The following is a 16,798-nucleotide window of genomic DNA, read 5'->3' on the forward strand; positions in this document are numbered from 1 at the left end:
GGTTCTAAAGAGGTGTTGTCTGCTCTGGCCCCTTCGCGAGCAAGCTCGCTCCCACAGGGAATGAGGTCAACTGTGGGAGCGAGCTTGCTCGCGAAGAGGCCGGATCAGCCAACGGAAAATCATCATGTGTGCCCGCTTCGGCGCAAGCCTCATTTCGGATAAAGCGGCGGCAGGCTGTCTGCGCTGTTGGCTTCTACCGGTTTTTCGACGGCAGGCAATGCCTTGACCGCTTTCCATAAATCTTCGCCCAGCCACAGCTTGCCGGTTTCGCTGTAGAGCGCGCCGTTGAGGCCGTCCAGTGCGTCGGACAGCGGCACGAAGCGCGCGGCCATGTCGGCCAGGGTTTCCGGCTGCTGGCGGGCCCAGGCGTCGAGGGCCTGGCGGGTTGCTTGTGGATCGTTGGCAAGGCTTGCGCGCTTGAGATCGTCCAGCACGGTACGCGGGCTGGGGCCGGTCTGCGCGGCGCGGGCGACGGCCGGTTGCGAACGGGCGCGCCACCATAATGAGAAACCCAACAGCGTGGTGAATGCCAGCAGCACGGTGCTCAACTGCCACGGCCACACCGGCGGCCCGATCAGGCTGCCAGCGGCGCTGTCGCTCACCGGCATGTCCACCGCCAACGCCGGGTTGGTGCTGACTTGCAGGGTGCGGGCGGGCAGGGCGCTGTGCTCCAGATGATCTTCCAGGGTGTTCCACCACACCAGGTCCACCGCCGGAATGTCGATGGCGCCGGGACGGTTCGGCACCAGCGCCACGCGTTCTTCACGGGTGCCCACCAGCCCGCGCTCGCTGGCCTGGTTACTCAACTGCGGTTGATCCGGATACCGCCGCAGCGCGCTGACTTCCGACGCAGGCAGGGGCGGCAACTGCGCGCTGGACAGGCCCTCGGCAGTGATGACGAGCGTGCGGGTCAGCGAATCGCCAATCTGCACATGGGCAGGGTCCGGGTTCCAGTCTTCGCTCAGGCTGATGCTGCGCGCAGGAAGCCATGGCGTGTTGGCCGGGTAATGGGCCGGCTGCGGCTTGACCTTAAGCGCCAGTGGCAGGGAGGTCACGCGCATCAGCTTGCCGGGCTTCGGACTGGTGGCCATCGCAGGCTGGCTGGTGGCGGCGGCCTGGGTTTCCGGAATGTCCTGGACCATGGTGGCGCTGAATTCCTGGGCCGGAATGGTCATGTCGCCGCTCTGTTGTGGGTAGAGCGCATAACGCATTTCGATCACACCATGGCGAACGCCGTTGATCTGCTTCTCGTAGGTGCGAGTGTCGCCGAGTTTCTCGATGCGCGCGTCAGGCACCTGCAGCGGCGTCAGGTTGCTGTCGTCGAACAGCGACACCGAGTGATAGATGCGCACCGTCAGCACGGCCTGGGCCTGCACGTAGACGGTGTCCTGATCCAGGCTGGCTTCCATGAACACCGGCGCCAGTTTCTGTTCCTGCGCCTGCGACTGTTCGACCTCCACCACCTGCAGGGCGATGGGCTGGCTGACCAGCTCGCCGAGCTTGAGCGATGGAATCTCGATGGAGCCGCTGTGGCGCGGCATCAGGGTGATCAGCCAGCGGGTGGTGGCGTGAACGTTGCCTTCCAGGGTGGTCAGGCTATTGAGCTGGCGCGTGTCGCGCACCTCGAAATCGGTATCCAGCGCGCTCATGTCCGGCTTGCCGAACAGGGTCGCGTCGTCGGATTCCAGGGTCAGTTCCACTGTTTCACCGGTGTTGACCCGGGTGCGGTCGACACTGGCCTGCAAGGTTGCCGCTGGCTCGTCGGCCCACGCCACGAGGGCGAACAGGCACAGCAGCCAGACGATTACCACCCTGTACACACGACTCATTTGGCCTTTTCCTGATGTTGCTGCTGTTCGTACCAGAATTTGCGTCGCAGCAGCTCGCCGGGTTCGTCCGGGATCTGCCGCAACCATTGTTCGAGCGCTTGCCGCTGTTCGGCGTTGATCTGGGTATCGGCCGGACGGCTGGGGGCCCGGGTGGGCTCGTCGGCGTCGGGTGATGCGTCCGCCGCCTGGGCGTTGCCCGAAAACTGCGGGGCGTTGTTTGCGTTGTTGTCTTCGCTGGCCGGGCTCTGGGCCTGCTGGTTGCTCTGCTGTTGCTCGGCCTCGCCGGTCTGCGACTTGCCGGCGTCGTCCTCGCTTTCGGTCTTGCCTTCGCTGGCGTCTTCCAGCGCGGCCTGCCTGTTCTGCTCGATGAGCTGCTCGACCAGCGCCTTGTTGGTGGCTGCTGCCGTGAAATCCGCTTGACGCTCCAACGCCTGTTCATAGGCATCGACGGCCGCTTCCAGTTCGCCGCTCCTGGCCAGCGCATTGCCCCGATTGTAATGGTCGGTCGCGGTGTTGCCCTGGGCGAAGCGCTGGGCGGCGCCGGCGTAATCCCCGGCCTCATAGAGGGCAATGCCTTGCCACTGGATGTTCTCGAAATGCCGGGCGGCCTCAGCGGGGCGATGACGTTGCAGCAGGTGCTGGCCCTGTTGGTCCGGGCGCCGCCACAGGTCATCGAAGTCGAAAGCATAGCTGTGTTGCGGAATCGCCATGAGCAGCGGCAGGCACAACACCCAGCCACGGCGCCCGGCGCAGGCGGCCAGCAGCAACAGCGGCAACAACAGCCAGTAACCCTGATCGGCCCAAGTGTCGAGCTGAACGGTGCGGCCCATGCTGCGCAGCTCGGTCGGCGTCTGGAGCAGGCCCAGGTCGCGCAGGTCGGCATCGACCAGTTGCAACTGGGTGTACTGGCCGCCCAGGCTTTCGGCGAAATCCTTGAGGCTGGTGCTTTCCAGGCGTGGCACCAGAATTCCGCCCTGGGCATCCTTGAGGAACCCGCCTTTTTCCTGAGCCACCGGCGCGCCCTCTGCGGTGCCGACGCCCAGCATCAGCCATTGCGGTGGGTGGTCGGTCATGGCCTGGCGAATGCCCTGACGCTCGGTCTCGGTCAGCGACGAGCCGATCCACAGCAACCGGCCCTGGCCCAGATCGCCCTGCTTGAGCAGGTCACGGGCCTTGAGTACCGCAAGGTCGGCGCGCTGGCCGCTCTCGGGCATGATCGACGGCTTGATCGCGTCAAGCAGGTTCTTGCTGGTGGTCAGGTCGTCGGACAGCGGCACCAGCGTGTGGGCGCTGCCGGCGTAGACGATGATCGCGGTTTGCGAATCGCTGCGCAGTTGCAGCAGGTCCAGCAGCTTGCGACGTGCCTGTTCAAGGCGAGTGGGCGGGCTGTCGGCGGCGAGCATTTCCGGGGTCAATTCCATCAGCACGACCAACGGGTCCACCGGTTTCTGGCTGGTCTGCTCGACGCGCTGCCAGCTCGGCCCGATCAGGGCGAGCAGGGCCAGCAGCCAGCCGAACGCCAGCGCGACCCACGGCAACTTGCTCTCCCGACCGCTGCCGCCGCTGAGCAATACCGAGTGGAAGGCGCTGGGCAGGATCATCTGCCAGCGTCCCACGCGTTTTTGCCGGTGCCACAGGCGCCAGATCAGCCAGCCCAGCAGCGGCAGCAACAACAGCCACCAGGGGCGCAGAACGTGGGGCCAGAAGGCAAAGAAGGTCGGGCTCATCGACGCCTCCGCAAGCGCTTGAAACGCTGGCGCCATTGCGGGCCCTGATGCAGCACCGGCTGGCGGGCGAGGAAGCGATAGAGCGGGTTGTGCGGCCAGCGCTCGTGGATCACCAAGAGGACGCTCAGCAGCAGGGCCATCGCCAGCGGCCAGTCGTAGAGCGCCACGGCCGGCCGGGCCTGGGTCGGTTGCTGGGCCACAGGTTCCAGGGTGTCGAGGGCCTTGCCGATGTTTTTCAGCTGCTCGCCGTCCCGGGCGCGAAAGTACTGGCCACCTGTGATCTCGGCGATTTCCTTGAGCGCGGGTTCGTCCAGGTCCAGGCTCGGGTTCAGGCCCAGGATGCTGGTAGCGCCCTTGTCAGGGTCGGCGCCGATGCCGATCGGGTAGATTTTCACGCCTTCACCGGCGGCCAGCCGCGCCGCCGTGGCGGGGTCGATCTGGCCGGCGTTGTTGGCACCGTCGGTGACCAGGATCAGCACGCGACTCTGGGCCGGGCGCGAACGCAGGCGTTTGAGCGCAAGGCCGATGGCGTCGCCGATGGCGGTGTTTTTGCCGGCGATGCCGATGCGCGCCTCATCCAGCCAGACGCGCACGGTCTTGCGGTCGAAGGTCAGCGGTGCTTGCAGGTAAGCCTGGCTGCCGAACAGGATCAAGCCCACGCGGTCGCCTTGGCGATGTTCGAGGAAGTCGCCCAGCAACTGTTTGACCAGGGTCAGGCGGCTGACCTCGTCGCTCTGCCAGACCATGTCCGGGTAGTCCATCGAGCCGGATACGTCCACCGCCACCAGCAGGTCGCGACCGCTGGCGGCCACCGGCAGCGGCTCCCCCAGCCATTGCGGGCGAGCCGCAGCCACCAGCAGCAACAGCCACAGGGTGACGAAAGGCAACTGCCGCCGCCAGCCCGGCAGGTGGGCGCGGGCGCGACGCCCGGCCAGGCCTTCCAACTCGTTGAGAAAGCTGACCTTGAGGGCGGCTTCGCCACTGTCGGCCACCGGCAACACGAAGCGCAGCAGCCACGGCAGCGGCAGCAGGGCGAAGACCCACGGCCAGCCGAACTCAAACATGTTTGCGAATCCAGGTTTCGACCGATTGCGTCAGGCCGGTGATGGCCTTGTCGTCGAGTTTGCATTCGGGCTTGTAGGCGCCTTCCACAAGGATCATCCAGCGTGTCAGGCCGGCGGCCGGGCAGCGGTTGTCGAGAAACGCCAGCCATTTTCGGCCATTGAGGGTGTGGCTTTGGCTGTAGGGGTAGTGGTTGCGGCACAGGCGTTTGAGCAGACCGTTGATCTGTTGCAGCCAGGCGCCGGCGGGCGCGCCGTCGTAGGGTTTGGGCAGTTGCGCCAGCTCCAGCAGCGCGGCCTGGCGCAACGGGTCCAGCGGCGGCTCGGCGCTTTCGGCGCGGGCCTTTTTCGGCAGCAGCACCCGCGCCCGCCACAGGCCGTAACCCAGCACCGGCAGCAGAATCAGCAGCAGCCACCAGCCGGGCGCTGGCGGCCAGAAGCCCACAGGCTCGGGGCGGATCATCGGCTGCAACTGGTCCAGCAGGCTCATTTGGGTTTTACCGGGCGCTGTTCGTTCAGGTAGTCGCGCAACTGCTCGACCATCTCCTGCTGGGTGCTCAGGGGAATCATCAGCACCCGCAGTTTCTGCGACAGCAACTCCCAGCGCGCCTGACGGGCTTCGCTTTGAGCGCGGTAGGTCTGGCGCAGGTCCGGGTTGAGGGTGTCCAGTTCCAGTTGCGCGCCACGGTCGGCGAAGCGCAGCAGGCCGGCGGCGGGCAGGGCGTGATCCAGCGGGTCTGACAGCGGCAACAGCAACAGGTCGCAATGCCGGGAGAGCAGAGCCAGTTGTTGCTCGGCGGAGTCGGACAGCGTGCGCTCATCGCACAGGATGAACACCAGGCTGCCGGGCCGCAGCACTTCCCGGGCGCGTCGCAGGGCCACGCCGAAGGAGTCGCGATCGTCCACCGCCTCGGTGTGCAAGGACTGGTTGACCCGCACCAGGCGGTTGAGCAGTTGCAACAGGCTCTGCTTGCTGCGCCGCGGCTTGATTTCGTAGTGCTGGTTGTCACCGAACACCAGCCCGCCGACCCGGTCGTTGTGGCCCAGCGCGGCCCAGCCGATCAGCGCGGCGGCCTGGGCGGCCAGCACCGACTTGAACATCAGCCCCGAGCCGAAGAACAGGCGGCGGCTCTGCTCGACCATGATGAAGATGGGCCGTTCGCGTTCTTCGTGAAACAGTTTGGTGTGGGGCTCCTGGGTACGGGCCGTGACGCGCCAGTCGATGGTGCGCACGTCGTCGCCGGCCTGGTACACCCGCACCTGGTCGAAGTCCACGCCACGTCCGCGCAGCTTGGAGTGGTGCAGGCCGATCAGCGGGCTGCGCCGGCCGGGGGACGAAAACAGTTGCACTTCCCGCACGCGGTGGCGCATCTCGATCAGCTCGGCGAGGCTGATGCGGATGCCCGGTTGGGAAATCAGATAGGGTTGCATGGGGTCAGGCGACGGCAACGACGTCGAGAATGCGCTGGATCACGCGGTCCTGGTCGATGCCTGCCGCTTCCGCTTCGAAGGACAGGATGATGCGATGGCGCAACACGTCGAAGACCATCGCCTGGATGTCTTCGGGGCTGACGAAGTCGCGGCCGGCGAGCCAGGCGTGGGCCCGGGCGCAGCGGTCCAGGGAGATCGAGCCACGGGGACTGGCGCCATAGCCGATCCACTCGGCCAGTTCGGCGTCGAACTTGGCCGGGGTGCGGGTGGCCATGACCAGTTGCACCAGGTATTCCTCCACCGCATCGGCCATGTACAGGCCGAGGATTTCCTTGCGTGCGGCGAAGATCGCCTGCTGGCTGACACGACGCTCGGGCTTGGTTTCGCCGTTCAGCGCTTCGCCGCGGGCCTGTTGCAGGATCTTGCGTTCGACGGTGGCGTCGGGGAAGCCGATCTTGACGTGCATCAGGAAGCGGTCGAGCTGGGCTTCGGGCAGCGGGTAGGTGCCTTCCTGCTCGATGGGGTTCTGCGTGGCCATCACCAGGAACAGCGGCGACAGGTCATAGGTGCTGCGGCCCACGCTGACCTGGCGCTCGGCCATGGCTTCCAGCAGCGCCGACTGCACCTTGGCCGGTGCCCGGTTGATTTCGTCCGCCAGCACCAGGTTATGGAAGATCGGCCCCTGCTGGAACACGAAGCTGCCGGTTTCCGGGCGGTAGATCTCGGTACCGGTGATGTCGGCGGGCAGCAGGTCAGGGGTGAACTGGATGCGGTGGAACTGCGCCTCGATGCCCTCGGCCAGTTCCTTGATCGCCTTGGTCTTGGCCAGGCCCGGAGCGCCCTCGACCAGCATGTGGCCATCGGCAAGCAGCGCGATCAACAGGCGCTCGACCAGTTTCTCCTGCCCCAGAATCTGAGTGGAGAGAAAGGTTCGCAGCGCGATCAACGCTTCACGATGTTCCATCGATGACGGTTCCTGACAGGTACGCAGCGGCGCCAAGACGGCACCGAAGCTGGGGGCGTTACTTTAATCCATCCGAGGGTGCGGCGACTAATCGGCCAAGGGGTTTTTTCAGTGTTTGGCGCTGTTTACCGGGCAAAAACCAGAATTGTCTTACAGGTTACGGGTTTTCTCCCTGTGCCGGCATGGAGCCGCTGTCACAAGGCGCAGGGAATCAGCCGATTTCGCTGACGTAGGTGCCGACATCCTTGAGGATGATCCTTAGCGTGGCGTCCAGTTCGGCCAGCTCGCCCTCAGGGGTGGTGTGGTCGATGTCGAAGCTGTGCTCGCCGCCGAAAGGCTGGGCGTCGGCCGCATCGACCTGCACGCTGAGCCGGGTGGCAGAAAGGGTGACTTTCAGATTCGATTCGACATGAATGGTGTCATCGCGAAAGGTGATGTCCACTTCATCCTCATCCGGAAATCGCGCCAGCAGGAACAGGTCGCCGTTGTCGCCATGGCAGCAGACCAGCGCCATGTCGTCTTCTTCTTCATCGCAGGGGTTGTAGATGAAGCTGTCGGTGGTCATGTGCATGGTGTGCATCCTGTGGTTCGGTTCGGGACAAGCTTTGATTTTGCCAGCCCCGGATGAATTTAGCTCCCCATCTATAACTATTCCTGTTCGGCATGGGCCATGCCGGATGGCAACCCGATGTCCGAGTATGTCGCAGCCCTGCAAGCCACCCGGGGTTGCTCTCGTTAAGCTTCGCAGCAGATGAACGGACGTGCGGCCAGTTGCCGCACCCAGGTTCACTCGGGGGGCATTGTGACTACGCGCACACGACGAGCGTTACTACAAGGGCATGTGTGCATGAATTCATCGTTGTCACGATTTGCTGACTATCATCGATCAGACGCGAAACTGACACGCAGACACACATGAACGACCCCGAAACACGCATCTCTCCTATATAAAAGCCAAGCCAAGCGGAGTATCACAGATGGCGTTCTTCACCGCAGCCAGCAAGTCCGACTTCCAGCACCAACTGCGAGCGGCACTGGCCCAGCACATCAGCGAACAGGCACTGCCACAAGTGGCGCTGTTCGCCGATCAGTTCTTCGGCATCATCTCTCTGGACGAACTCACCCAGCGCAGGCTTTCCGACCTTGCCGGTTGCACCCTGTCTGCCTGGCGCCTGCTCGAGCGTTTCGAGCACGGCACCCCGCAGGTACGCGTGTACAACCCTGATTACGAGCGTCACGGCTGGCAATCCACCCATACCGCCGTTGAAGTGCTGCACCACGACCTGCCGTTCCTGGTGGACTCGGTGCGTACCGAGCTGAACCGCCGCGGCTACAGCATCCACACCCTGCAGACCACCGTGCTGAGCGTGCGTCGCGATGCCAAGGGCCAACTGCTCGAAGTGCTGCCAAAAGGCACCCTGGGCGAGGGCGTGCTGCAAGAATCGCTGATGTATCTGGAAATCGACCGTTGCGCCAACGCTGCCGAACTCAATGTGCTGGCACGCGAACTGGAGCAGGTGCTGGGCGAGGTGCGGGTTGCGGTAGAAGACTTCCTGCCGATGAAAGCCAAGGTCAATGACCTGCTGGCGAGCATCGATGCCACTGAATATGCCGTCGATCCGGACGAGAAGGCCGAGGTCAAGGTGTTCCTCGAGTGGCTGGTGAACAACCATTTCACCTTCCTGGGCTACGAAGAATTCACCGTCGATGGCGACGGCGAAGGTGGCCAGCTGACCTACGATCCGGCCTCGTTCCTGGGCCTGACCAAACTGCTGCGCGCAGGCCTCACCCCTGAAGACCTGCACATCGAAGGCTATGCGGTGAACTACCTGCATGAGCCGACCCTGCTGTCCTTTGCCAAGGCCGCGCACCCAAGCCGCGTGCACCGTCCGGCGTACCCTGACTACGTGTCGATCCGCATGATCGACGCCAGCGGCAAGGTCATCAAGGAATGCCGTTTCATGGGTCTGTACACCTCCTCGGTGTATGGCGAAAGCGTGCGCAACATCCCGTACATTCGCCGCAAGGTCGCCGAAGTCGAGCGCCGTTCCGGTTTCGACGCCAAGGCGCACCTGGGCAAGGAACTGGCTCAGGTCGTTGAAGTGCTGCCCCGTGACGACCTGTTCCAGACCCCGGTGGACGAGCTGTTCACCACCGTCATGTCCATCGTGCAGATCCAGGAGCGCAACAAGATCCGCGTGTTCCTGCGCAAGGATCCGTACGGGCGTTTCTGCTACTGCCTGGCCTATGTGCCGCGTGACATCTACTCCACCGAAGTGCGCCAGAAGATCCAGCAGGTCCTGATGGAGCGCCTGAAGGCCAGCGACTGCGAGTTCTGGACCTTCTTCTCCGAGTCGGTGCTGGCGCGCGTGCAGTTGATCCTTCGCGTTGACCCGAAAGTCACCCTGGACATCGACCCGCAACAACTGGAAAACGAAGTCATCCAGGCCTGCCGTTCGTGGAACGACGACTACGCAAGCCTGGTTGTCGAAAGCTTCGGCGAAGCCCAGGGCACCAACGTGCTGGCCGACTTCCCGAAAGGCTTCCCGGCAGGCTACCGCGAGCGTTTCGCCGCGCACTCGGCCGTGGTCGACATGCAGCATGTGCTGAATCTGTCCGAAGCCAAGCCGCTGGTCATGAGCTTTTATCAGCCGCTGTCGGGCGACAAGGCGCAGTTGCACTGCAAGCTGTACCACGCCGACACCCCGCTGGCGCTGTCCGACGTGCTGCCGATCCTGGAAAACCTCGGCCTGCGCGTGCTGGGCGAATTCCCGTATCGCCTGCGTCACACCAACGGTCGCGAGTTCTGGATTCATGACTTCGCCTTCACCTACGCCGAAGGCCTGAACCTGGATCTGCAGCAGCTCAACGACACCTTCCAGGACGCGTTCGTGCACATCGTGCGCGGCGACGCCGAGAACGATGCGTTCAACCGCCTGGTGCTGACTGCCGGCCTGCCGTGGCGCGACGTGGCGCTGCTGCGTGCCTACGCCCGTTACCTCAAGCAGATTCGTCTGGGCTTCGACCTGGGCTACATCGCCAGCACCCTGAACAACCACGCCGACATCGCCCGCGAGCTGACCCGTCTGTTCAAGACCCGCTTCTACCTGGCGCGCAAGCTGTCCGGTGGCGATCTGGACGACATGCAACAGCGTCTGGAAACCGCGATTCTCTCGGCGCTGGACGATGTCCAGGTGCTCAACGAAGACCGCATCCTGCGTCGTTACCTTGACCTGATCAAGGCGACCATGCGCACCAACTTCTACCAGACCGACGCCAACGGCCAGAACAAGAGCTACTTCAGCTTCAAGTTCAACCCGCGCCTGATCCCCGAGCTGCCCAAGCCGGTGCCGAAGTTCGAAATCTTCGTCTATTCGCCGCGCGTCGAAGGCGTGCACCTGCGTTTCGGCAATGTCGCCCGCGGTGGCCTGCGCTGGTCGGACCGCGAAGAAGACTTCCGTACCGAAGTGCTGGGCCTGGTAAAAGCCCAGCAGGTGAAGAACTCGGTCATCGTGCCTGTGGGTGCCAAAGGTGGCTTCCTGCCACGTCGCCTGCCGACCACCGGCACCCGCGACGAGATTCAGGCCGAAGCGATCGCCTGCTACCGCATCTTCATTTCCGGCCTGCTGGACATCACCGACAACCTGAAAGAAGGCGCGCTGGTACCGCCGGCCAACGTCGTACGTCATGACGACGATGACCCGTACCTGGTGGTGGCAGCGGACAAGGGCACCGCGACCTTCTCCGACATCGCCAACGGCATCGCCATCGACTATGGCTTCTGGCTGGGCGACGCGTTCGCCTCCGGTGGCTCGGCCGGTTACGACCACAAGAAGATGGGCATCACCGCCAAGGGCGCGTGGGTCGGCGTGCAGCGCCACTTCCGCGAGCGCGGCATCAATGTCCAGCAGGACAGCATCAGCGTGATCGGCGTCGGCGACATGGCCGGTGACGTATTCGGTAACGGCCTGTTGATGTCCGACAAGCTGCAACTGGTGGCCGCGTTCAACCACCTGCACATCTTCATCGATCCGAATCCGGACCCGGCGACCAGCTTCGCCGAGCGTCAGCGCCTGTTCGACCTGCCGCGTTCGGCCTGGACCGACTACGACACCAGCATCATGTCCGAAGGCGGCGGCATCTTCCCGCGCAGCCTGAAGAGCATCACCATCACCCCGCAGATGAAAGAGCGCTTTGACATCAGCGCTGACAAACTGACCCCGACCGAGCTGATGCACGCATTGCTCAAGGCGCCGGTGGATCTGCTGTGGAACGGCGGTATCGGCACCTACGTCAAGGCCAGCTCCGAGAGCCACGCCGACGTGGGCGACAAGGCCAACGACGCCCTGCGCGTCAATGGCAACCAGCTGCGCTGCAAGGTGGTGGGCGAGGGCGGCAACCTGGGCATGACCCAACTGGGTCGCGTCGAGTTCGGCCTGCTGGGCGGTGCCACCAACACCGACTTCATCGACAACGCCGGTGGCGTGGACTGCTCCGACCACGAAGTGAACATCAAGATCCTGCTCAACGAAGTGGTGCAGGCCGGTGACATGACCGAGAAGCAGCGTAATCTGCTGCTCGAAAGCATGACCGACGAAGTGGGCAATCTGGTACTCGGCAACAACTACAAGCAGACGCAAGCCCTGTCGCTGGCGGCCCGTCGTGCCTACGAGCGGATTGCCGAATACAAGCGCCTGATGAACGACCTGGAGTCCCGTGGCAAGCTGGACCGCGCCATCGAGTTCCTCCCGGCCGAAGACCAGCTGTCCGAGCGCATCGCCGAGCAGAAAGGCCTGTCCCGCGCCGAACTGTCGGTGCTGATCTCCTACAGCAAGATCGACCTCAAGGAAGCGCTGCTCGAATCCCGCGTGCCGGACGACGACTACCTGGCCCGCGACATGGAAACCGCCTTCCCGCCGTCCCTGGGCGCGAAGTTCTCCGAATCCATGCGTCGCCACCGTCTGAAGCGGGAAATCGTCAGCACCCAGATCGCCAACGACCTGGTCAACCACATGGGCATCACCTTCGTGCAGCGGCTCAAGGAATCGACCGGCATGAGCGCTGCCAACGTGGCCGGTGCCTACGTGATCGTGCGTGACATCTTCCACCTGCCGCACTGGTTCCGTCAGATCGAGGCTTTGGACTACAAGGTTTCGGCTGAAATCCAGTTGGCATTGATGGATGAGCTGATGCGCCTGGGTCGCCGTGCCACCCGCTGGTTCCTGCGCAGCCGTCGCAACGAACTGGACGCCGCCCGTGACGTCGCCCACTTCGGTCCGCACCTGGCGGCACTGGGGCTGAAGCTCGACGAACTGCTGGAAGGCCCGCCTCGCGATGTCTGGCAGGCGCGTTATCAGGAATACGTCGAGGCTGGCGTACCTGAGCTGCTGGCGCGCATGGTTGCCGGCACCACGCACCTGTACACGCTGCTGCCGATCATCGAGGCGTCCGACGTGACTGGCCAGAATGCCGCCGACGTGGCCAAGGTCTACTTCGCCTTGGGCAGCTCGCTGGACATCACCTGGTATCTGCAACAGATCAGCGCGCTGCCGGTGGAAAACAACTGGCAGGCCCTGGCCCGCGAAGCCTTCCGCGACGATGTCGACTGGCAACAGCGCGCCATCACCGTGTCCGTCCTGCAAATGCCGAACGGTCCGGAAAACGTGGAAGAGCGCCTGAGCCTGTGGCTGGAGCAGCATTCGGCGATGGTCGAGCGCTGGCACGCGATGCTGGTTGAACTGCGTGCAGCGAGTGGTAATGACTACGCGATGTATGCGGTTGCGAACCGGGAGCTGCTGGATCTGGCCATGAGTGGGCAGACTGCGGTGGTTTGATGGTTTAGTGGTTGATTGAACGAAAAGCCCCGCATTGAGAGATGCGGGGTTTTTTTTGCCTGGCTTGAGGGCGCTACGTGGATGCCCTTCGGGCCTATCGCGGGCAAGCGCGCTCCTACATTTTTTGCAACGTGCTATGGCCTGTGGGACCGAGTGGATAGCCTTGGTGCATGGCTCTGGATTTCGAGCGAAAGCACAAGGCGGACAACGGGGTCTGTCAGACTGCGGCACGTTGCAAAAAATGTAGGAGCGCGCTTGCCCGCGATGCGCCCGAAGGGCATCCGTGTAGGGGCCTCGAGCGAACCCGACAAACCCTCACACCCAATTCCAACCCATAAAAAAACCCCGCCAGAAGCGGGGTTTTTTTTGACGCCTTACTACGATCTTACGCTTGAACAACCGGGATGTTGGCGTTCGCTGCGGATTCACGGAACTCGGCGATCTGGTCGAAGCTCAGGTAGCGGTAGACATCGGCAGACATGCTGTCGATCTTGCTCGCGTATTCCATGTACTCCTCGACGGTCGGCAGGCGACCCAGGATCGATGCCACGGACGCCAGCTCGGCCGAAGCCAGGTAGACGTTCGCGCCGTCGCCCAGACGGTTCGGGAAGTTACGGGTCGAGGTCGATACCACGGTCGCGTTCGGGTTCACACGTGCCTGGTTACCCATGCACAGCGAGCAGCCCGGCATTTCCATGCGTGCGCCAGCCTTGCCGTAGATGCCGTAGTAGCCTTCTTCGGTCAGTTGGTGCGCGTCCATCTTGGTCGGCGGCGACAGCCACAGACGGGTTGGCAGCTGGCCCTTGACCTGATCGAGCAACTTGCCGGCAGCGCGGAAGTGACCGATGTTGGTCATGCACGAGCCGATGAACACTTCGTCGATCTTCTCGCCAGCAACGCTGGACAGCAGACGGGCGTCGTCCGGGTCGTTCGGCGCGCAGAGCACAGGCTCCTTGACGTCGGCCAGGTCGATCTCGATGACTTCGGCGTACTCTGCGTCCTTGTCGGCTTCCAGCAGCTCGGGATTGGCAATCCAGGCTTCCATCGCCTTGGCGCGACGCTCCAGGGTGCGTGGGTCGCCGTAGCCTTCCGCGATCATCCAGCGCAGCAGGGTGATGTTGGAGTTCAGGTATTCGGCGATCGACTCTTTGGACAGCTTGATGGTGCAACCGGCGGCCGAACGTTCTGCCGAGGCGTCGGACAGTTCGAAGGCTTGTTCGACGGTCAGGCTTTCCAGACCTTCGATCTCCAGGATGCGACCCGAGAAGGCGTTTTTCTTGCCTTTCTTCTCGACGGTCAGCAGGCCTTTCTGGATCGCGTAGTAAGGGATGGCGTGAACCAGGTCACGCAGGGTGACGCCCGGTTGCAGCTTGCCCTTGAAACGGACCAGGATCGATTCCGGCATGTCCAGCGGCATGACGCCGGTGGCAGCGGCGAACGCGACCAGACCGGAACCGGCCGGGAACGAGATGCCGATCGGGAAACGGGTGTGCGAGTCACCACCGGTACCGACGGTGTCCGGCAGCAGCATGCGGTTCAGCCAGCTGTGGATGATGCCGTCGCCCGGACGCAGCGAAACGCCGCCACGGGTCATGATGAAGTCAGGCAGGGTGTGGTGGGTCTTGACGTCGATCGGCTTCGGATAAGCGGCGGTGTGGCAGAAGGACTGCATTACCAGATCAGCGGAGAAGCCCAGGCACGCCAGGTCTTTCAGTTCGTCACGGGTCATGGGACCTGTGGTGTCCTGGGAGCCGACGGTGGTCATCTTCGGTTCGCAGTAGGTGCCCGGACGGATGCCGTCGGTGCCGCAGGCCTTGCCGACCATTTTCTGCGCGAGGGTGAAACCCTTGGTGCTGGCAGCAGGGACTTCAGGCAGCTTGAACAGGGTCGAAGGCGGCAGGCCCAGTTCGGCACGTGCCTTGCTGGTCAGGCCACGGCCAACGATCAGCGGGATACGGCCACCGGCGCGGACTTCGTCCAGCAGCACAGGGGTCTTCAGTTCGAAAGTGGTGATCACTTCGTCGCTGTCGTGCTTGGTGACTTTGCCTTCGTATGGGTAAACGTCGATCACGTCGCCCATGTTGATGTTCGAGACATCGAATTCGATTGGCAGGGCGCCGGCGTCTTCCATGGTGTTGTAGAAGATCGGGGCGATCTTGCTGCCGAAGCAGAAACCACCTGCGCGCTTGTTCGGCACGTAAGGGATGTCGTCGCCGAAGAACCACAGCACCGAGTTGGTGGCCGATTTACGCGAGGAACCGGTACCGACCACGTCACCGACGTAGGCGATAGGGAAACCCTGGCCGCGCATTTCTTCGATCTGCTTCATCGGGCCGATGGAGCCTTGCACGTCAGGCACGATACCGTCGCGGGCCATTTTCAGCATGGCCAGGGCGTGCAGCGGGATGTCAGGGCGCGACCATGCGTCCGGCGCAGGGGACAGGTCGTCGGTGTTGGTTTCGCCGGTGACCTTGAACACGCGCAGGCTGATCTTGTCGGCCAGGGTCGGACGCTTCTGGAACCATTCGCCGTCAGCCCAGGACTGCAGCACGCCTTGGGCGTGAGCGTTGCCGTTCTTGGCTTTTTCTGCGACGTCGTGGAAGGCGTCGAACATCAGCAGGGTGTGCTTCAGTTGTTCGGCGGCAACCGGTGCCAGCTCGGCATCGTCCAGCAGGTCGACCATGGTCACGATGTTGTAGCCGCCCTGCATGGTGCCGAGCAGTTCTACAGCGCGTTTGCGATCCAGCAGAGGGGAAGAGACTTCGCCCTTGGCCAGAGCGGAAAGGAAACCGGCCTTGACGTAAGCAGCTTCGTCAACTCCCGGTGGAACGCGATTGGTGATCAGGTCAAGCAGGACAGCTTCTTCGCCAGCCGGTGGGTTTTTCAGCAGCTCGACCAGGCCTGCGGTTTGTTCGGCGTTAAGCGGCTGGGGCACGATACCCTGGGCGGCACGCTCTTCGATGTGTTTACGGTAGGCTTCAAGCACAGTATTACCCTCATCAGTGGTCCCAAATGGGTGTCCGGGACGCTCATCCAGAAAAGGTCCGCAGCCGTGCATGTCAAAACTTTTTGAGTTTTTCGGCAGGCAGCTGACGATTTCCAACAGAAGCTGTTTTCAAAGTTTTACGCCTGCATGAGCGGTTCTGAGGAGGGGACGCAGGCGTGGCCTGCGTCGTGAACCGTACTGCCGGGTAGACTTACTGTGCTCGTGACGCTTTGAAAACAGCTTCCAACGGACATTGGCGCCTTAAAAGGCCCGATGATTCTACGGCAAAAAATGGCAGAAGGTAAGTTAGCCCCTACATCTTCAGGGGTGTACCCCGTTAGACAAAGGGCTAACATGCAGGCCTGTTTCGTCCGCTGCCGTGTTTTTCCGCCATGCCCAATCACATCATCAAGACGCCCTGCGTAGGGCTTTGCTCCACCGTCTACGGCGACCTGGTGTGCCGGGGCTGCAAGCGCTTCCATCACGAAGTCATTCACTGGAATGGCTATAACGAGGACGAAAAGCGCGCGGTCTGGCTGCGTCTTGAGCAATTGCTGGTGCAGGTGATGACCGCCAAGGTCGAGGTGTTCGATGCGATCAAGCTGCGCCAGCAACTGGAGCAGCGCAAGATCCGCTTCGTGCCGCAGCAGTCGGAATATTGCTGGGCCTATCAGTTGATCGCCCGTGGCGCGCGGATGATCAACGATCTGGAGGCGTACGGCATGGTGCTGATGCCGGAGTTTCGCGATTGGGGGCTGCCGGAATTGCGCGATGCCATCGATCGGGAATTCTTCCTGCTGTCCGAAGCCCATTACGAGCGCTACATCGCACCGGGGTTTCTCAAGGACGCCATCGGCGGAGCTTGATCCGCCATGTTCTCGTAGCAGCACGGCTTGCCGGCGTCGGCGTCCTGGAGATCGCTCCCGCCGGCAAGCCGTGCTGCTACGGGTACGATGCGGGGCAAGT

10 protein-coding genes are annotated in these 16,798 nt (G+C 63.2%); 2 read left to right on the forward strand and 8 right to left on the reverse strand.

The window, feature by feature from the left end:
- Positions 1-149: 149 nt before the first annotated feature.
- From ACIPOO_RS20615 to ACIPOO_RS20645, 7 genes are all read right to left on the reverse strand, one after another.
- Complete coding sequence (locus ACIPOO_RS20615; RefSeq protein WP_400609449.1) at positions 150-1,829, reverse strand: BatD family protein; 1,680 nt, start codon at positions 1,827-1,829, stop codon at positions 150-152.
- Positions 1,826-3,556: a VWA domain-containing protein gene (locus ACIPOO_RS20620; protein ID WP_400609451.1), complete on the reverse strand. Its 1,731-nt coding sequence runs from the start codon at positions 3,554-3,556 to the stop codon at positions 1,826-1,828. The genes ACIPOO_RS20615 and ACIPOO_RS20620 overlap by 4 nt, the downstream gene beginning before the upstream one ends.
- Positions 3,553-4,620: a vWA domain-containing protein gene (locus tag ACIPOO_RS20625; RefSeq protein WP_400609453.1), complete on the reverse strand. Its 1,068-nt coding sequence runs from the start codon at positions 4,618-4,620 to the stop codon at positions 3,553-3,555. The genes ACIPOO_RS20620 and ACIPOO_RS20625 overlap by 4 nt, the downstream gene beginning before the upstream one ends.
- Positions 4,613-5,107: a DUF4381 domain-containing protein gene (locus ACIPOO_RS20630; RefSeq protein ID WP_274135041.1), complete on the reverse strand. Its 495-nt coding sequence runs from the start codon at positions 5,105-5,107 to the stop codon at positions 4,613-4,615. Before ACIPOO_RS20630 ends, ACIPOO_RS20625 begins: the two co-directional genes overlap by 8 nt.
- Positions 5,104-6,048 (reverse strand): DUF58 domain-containing protein, encoded by a 945-nt coding sequence (locus tag ACIPOO_RS20635; RefSeq protein WP_400609455.1) that lies wholly within the window; start codon positions 6,046-6,048, stop codon positions 5,104-5,106. Before ACIPOO_RS20635 ends, ACIPOO_RS20630 begins: the two co-directional genes overlap by 4 nt.
- Before the next feature lie 4 nt (positions 6,049-6,052).
- A complete protein-coding gene (locus ACIPOO_RS20640) occupies positions 6,053-7,012 on the reverse strand; it encodes a MoxR family ATPase (RefSeq protein WP_037013687.1) in 960 nt (319 codons plus the stop codon).
- Between the two features lie 211 nt (positions 7,013-7,223).
- Positions 7,224-7,583 (reverse strand): hypothetical protein, encoded by a 360-nt coding sequence (locus ACIPOO_RS20645; RefSeq protein WP_274135037.1) that lies wholly within the window; start codon positions 7,581-7,583, stop codon positions 7,224-7,226.
- Between the two features lie 406 nt (positions 7,584-7,989).
- Here ACIPOO_RS20645 and ACIPOO_RS20650 point away from each other — a divergent pair, with 406 nt between their 5' ends.
- Positions 7,990-12,846: an NAD-glutamate dehydrogenase gene (locus tag ACIPOO_RS20650; protein ID WP_400609458.1), complete on the forward strand. Its 4,857-nt coding sequence runs from the start codon at positions 7,990-7,992 to the stop codon at positions 12,844-12,846.
- Positions 12,847-13,231: 385 nt separating this feature from the next.
- Here ACIPOO_RS20650 and acnB read toward each other — a convergent pair whose 3' ends face one another.
- Positions 13,232-15,832, reverse strand: a complete 2,601-nt coding sequence (gene acnB, locus ACIPOO_RS20655) for a bifunctional aconitate hydratase 2/2-methylisocitrate dehydratase (RefSeq protein ID WP_274135033.1) — start codon at positions 15,830-15,832, stop codon at positions 13,232-13,234.
- 392 nt (positions 15,833-16,224) lie between these two features.
- Between acnB and ACIPOO_RS20660 the strand changes: the two genes are divergently transcribed.
- On the forward strand, positions 16,225-16,698 hold the full coding sequence (locus ACIPOO_RS20660) for a DUF1289 domain-containing protein (protein ID WP_400609460.1): 474 nt from the start codon (positions 16,225-16,227) through the stop codon (positions 16,696-16,698).
- The last annotated feature ends 100 nt before the right edge of the window (positions 16,699-16,798 follow it).

The organism is Pseudomonas sp. NPDC090201 (assembly GCF_044746825.1).
Taxonomy (GTDB): Bacteria; Pseudomonadota; Gammaproteobacteria; order Pseudomonadales; family Pseudomonadaceae; genus Aquipseudomonas; species Aquipseudomonas putida_AD.

Coding starts and splice junctions, on each gene's coding strand:
- ACIPOO_RS20615 (WP_400609449.1), bottom strand. CDS start 1,829: ATGAGTCGTGTGTACAGGGTGGTAATCGTCTGGCTGCTGTGCCTGTTC.
- ACIPOO_RS20645 (WP_274135037.1), bottom strand. CDS start 7,583: ATGCACATGACCACCGACAGCTTCATCTACAACCCCTGCGATGAAGAA.
- ACIPOO_RS20625 (WP_400609453.1), bottom strand. CDS start 4,620: ATGTTTGAGTTCGGCTGGCCGTGGGTCTTCGCCCTGCTGCCGCTGCCG.
- ACIPOO_RS20635 (WP_400609455.1), bottom strand. CDS start 6,048: ATGCAACCCTATCTGATTTCCCAACCGGGCATCCGCATCAGCCTCGCC.
- ACIPOO_RS20640 (WP_037013687.1), bottom strand. CDS start 7,012: ATGGAACATCGTGAAGCGTTGATCGCGCTGCGAACCTTTCTCTCCACT.
- ACIPOO_RS20630 (WP_274135041.1), bottom strand. CDS start 5,107: ATGAGCCTGCTGGACCAGTTGCAGCCGATGATCCGCCCCGAGCCTGTG.
- ACIPOO_RS20620 (WP_400609451.1), bottom strand. CDS start 3,556: ATGAGCCCGACCTTCTTTGCCTTCTGGCCCCACGTTCTGCGCCCCTGG.
- ACIPOO_RS20660 (WP_400609460.1), top strand. CDS start 16,225: ATGCCCAATCACATCATCAAGACGCCCTGCGTAGGGCTTTGCTCCACC.
- ACIPOO_RS20650 (WP_400609458.1), top strand. CDS start 7,990: ATGGCGTTCTTCACCGCAGCCAGCAAGTCCGACTTCCAGCACCAACTG.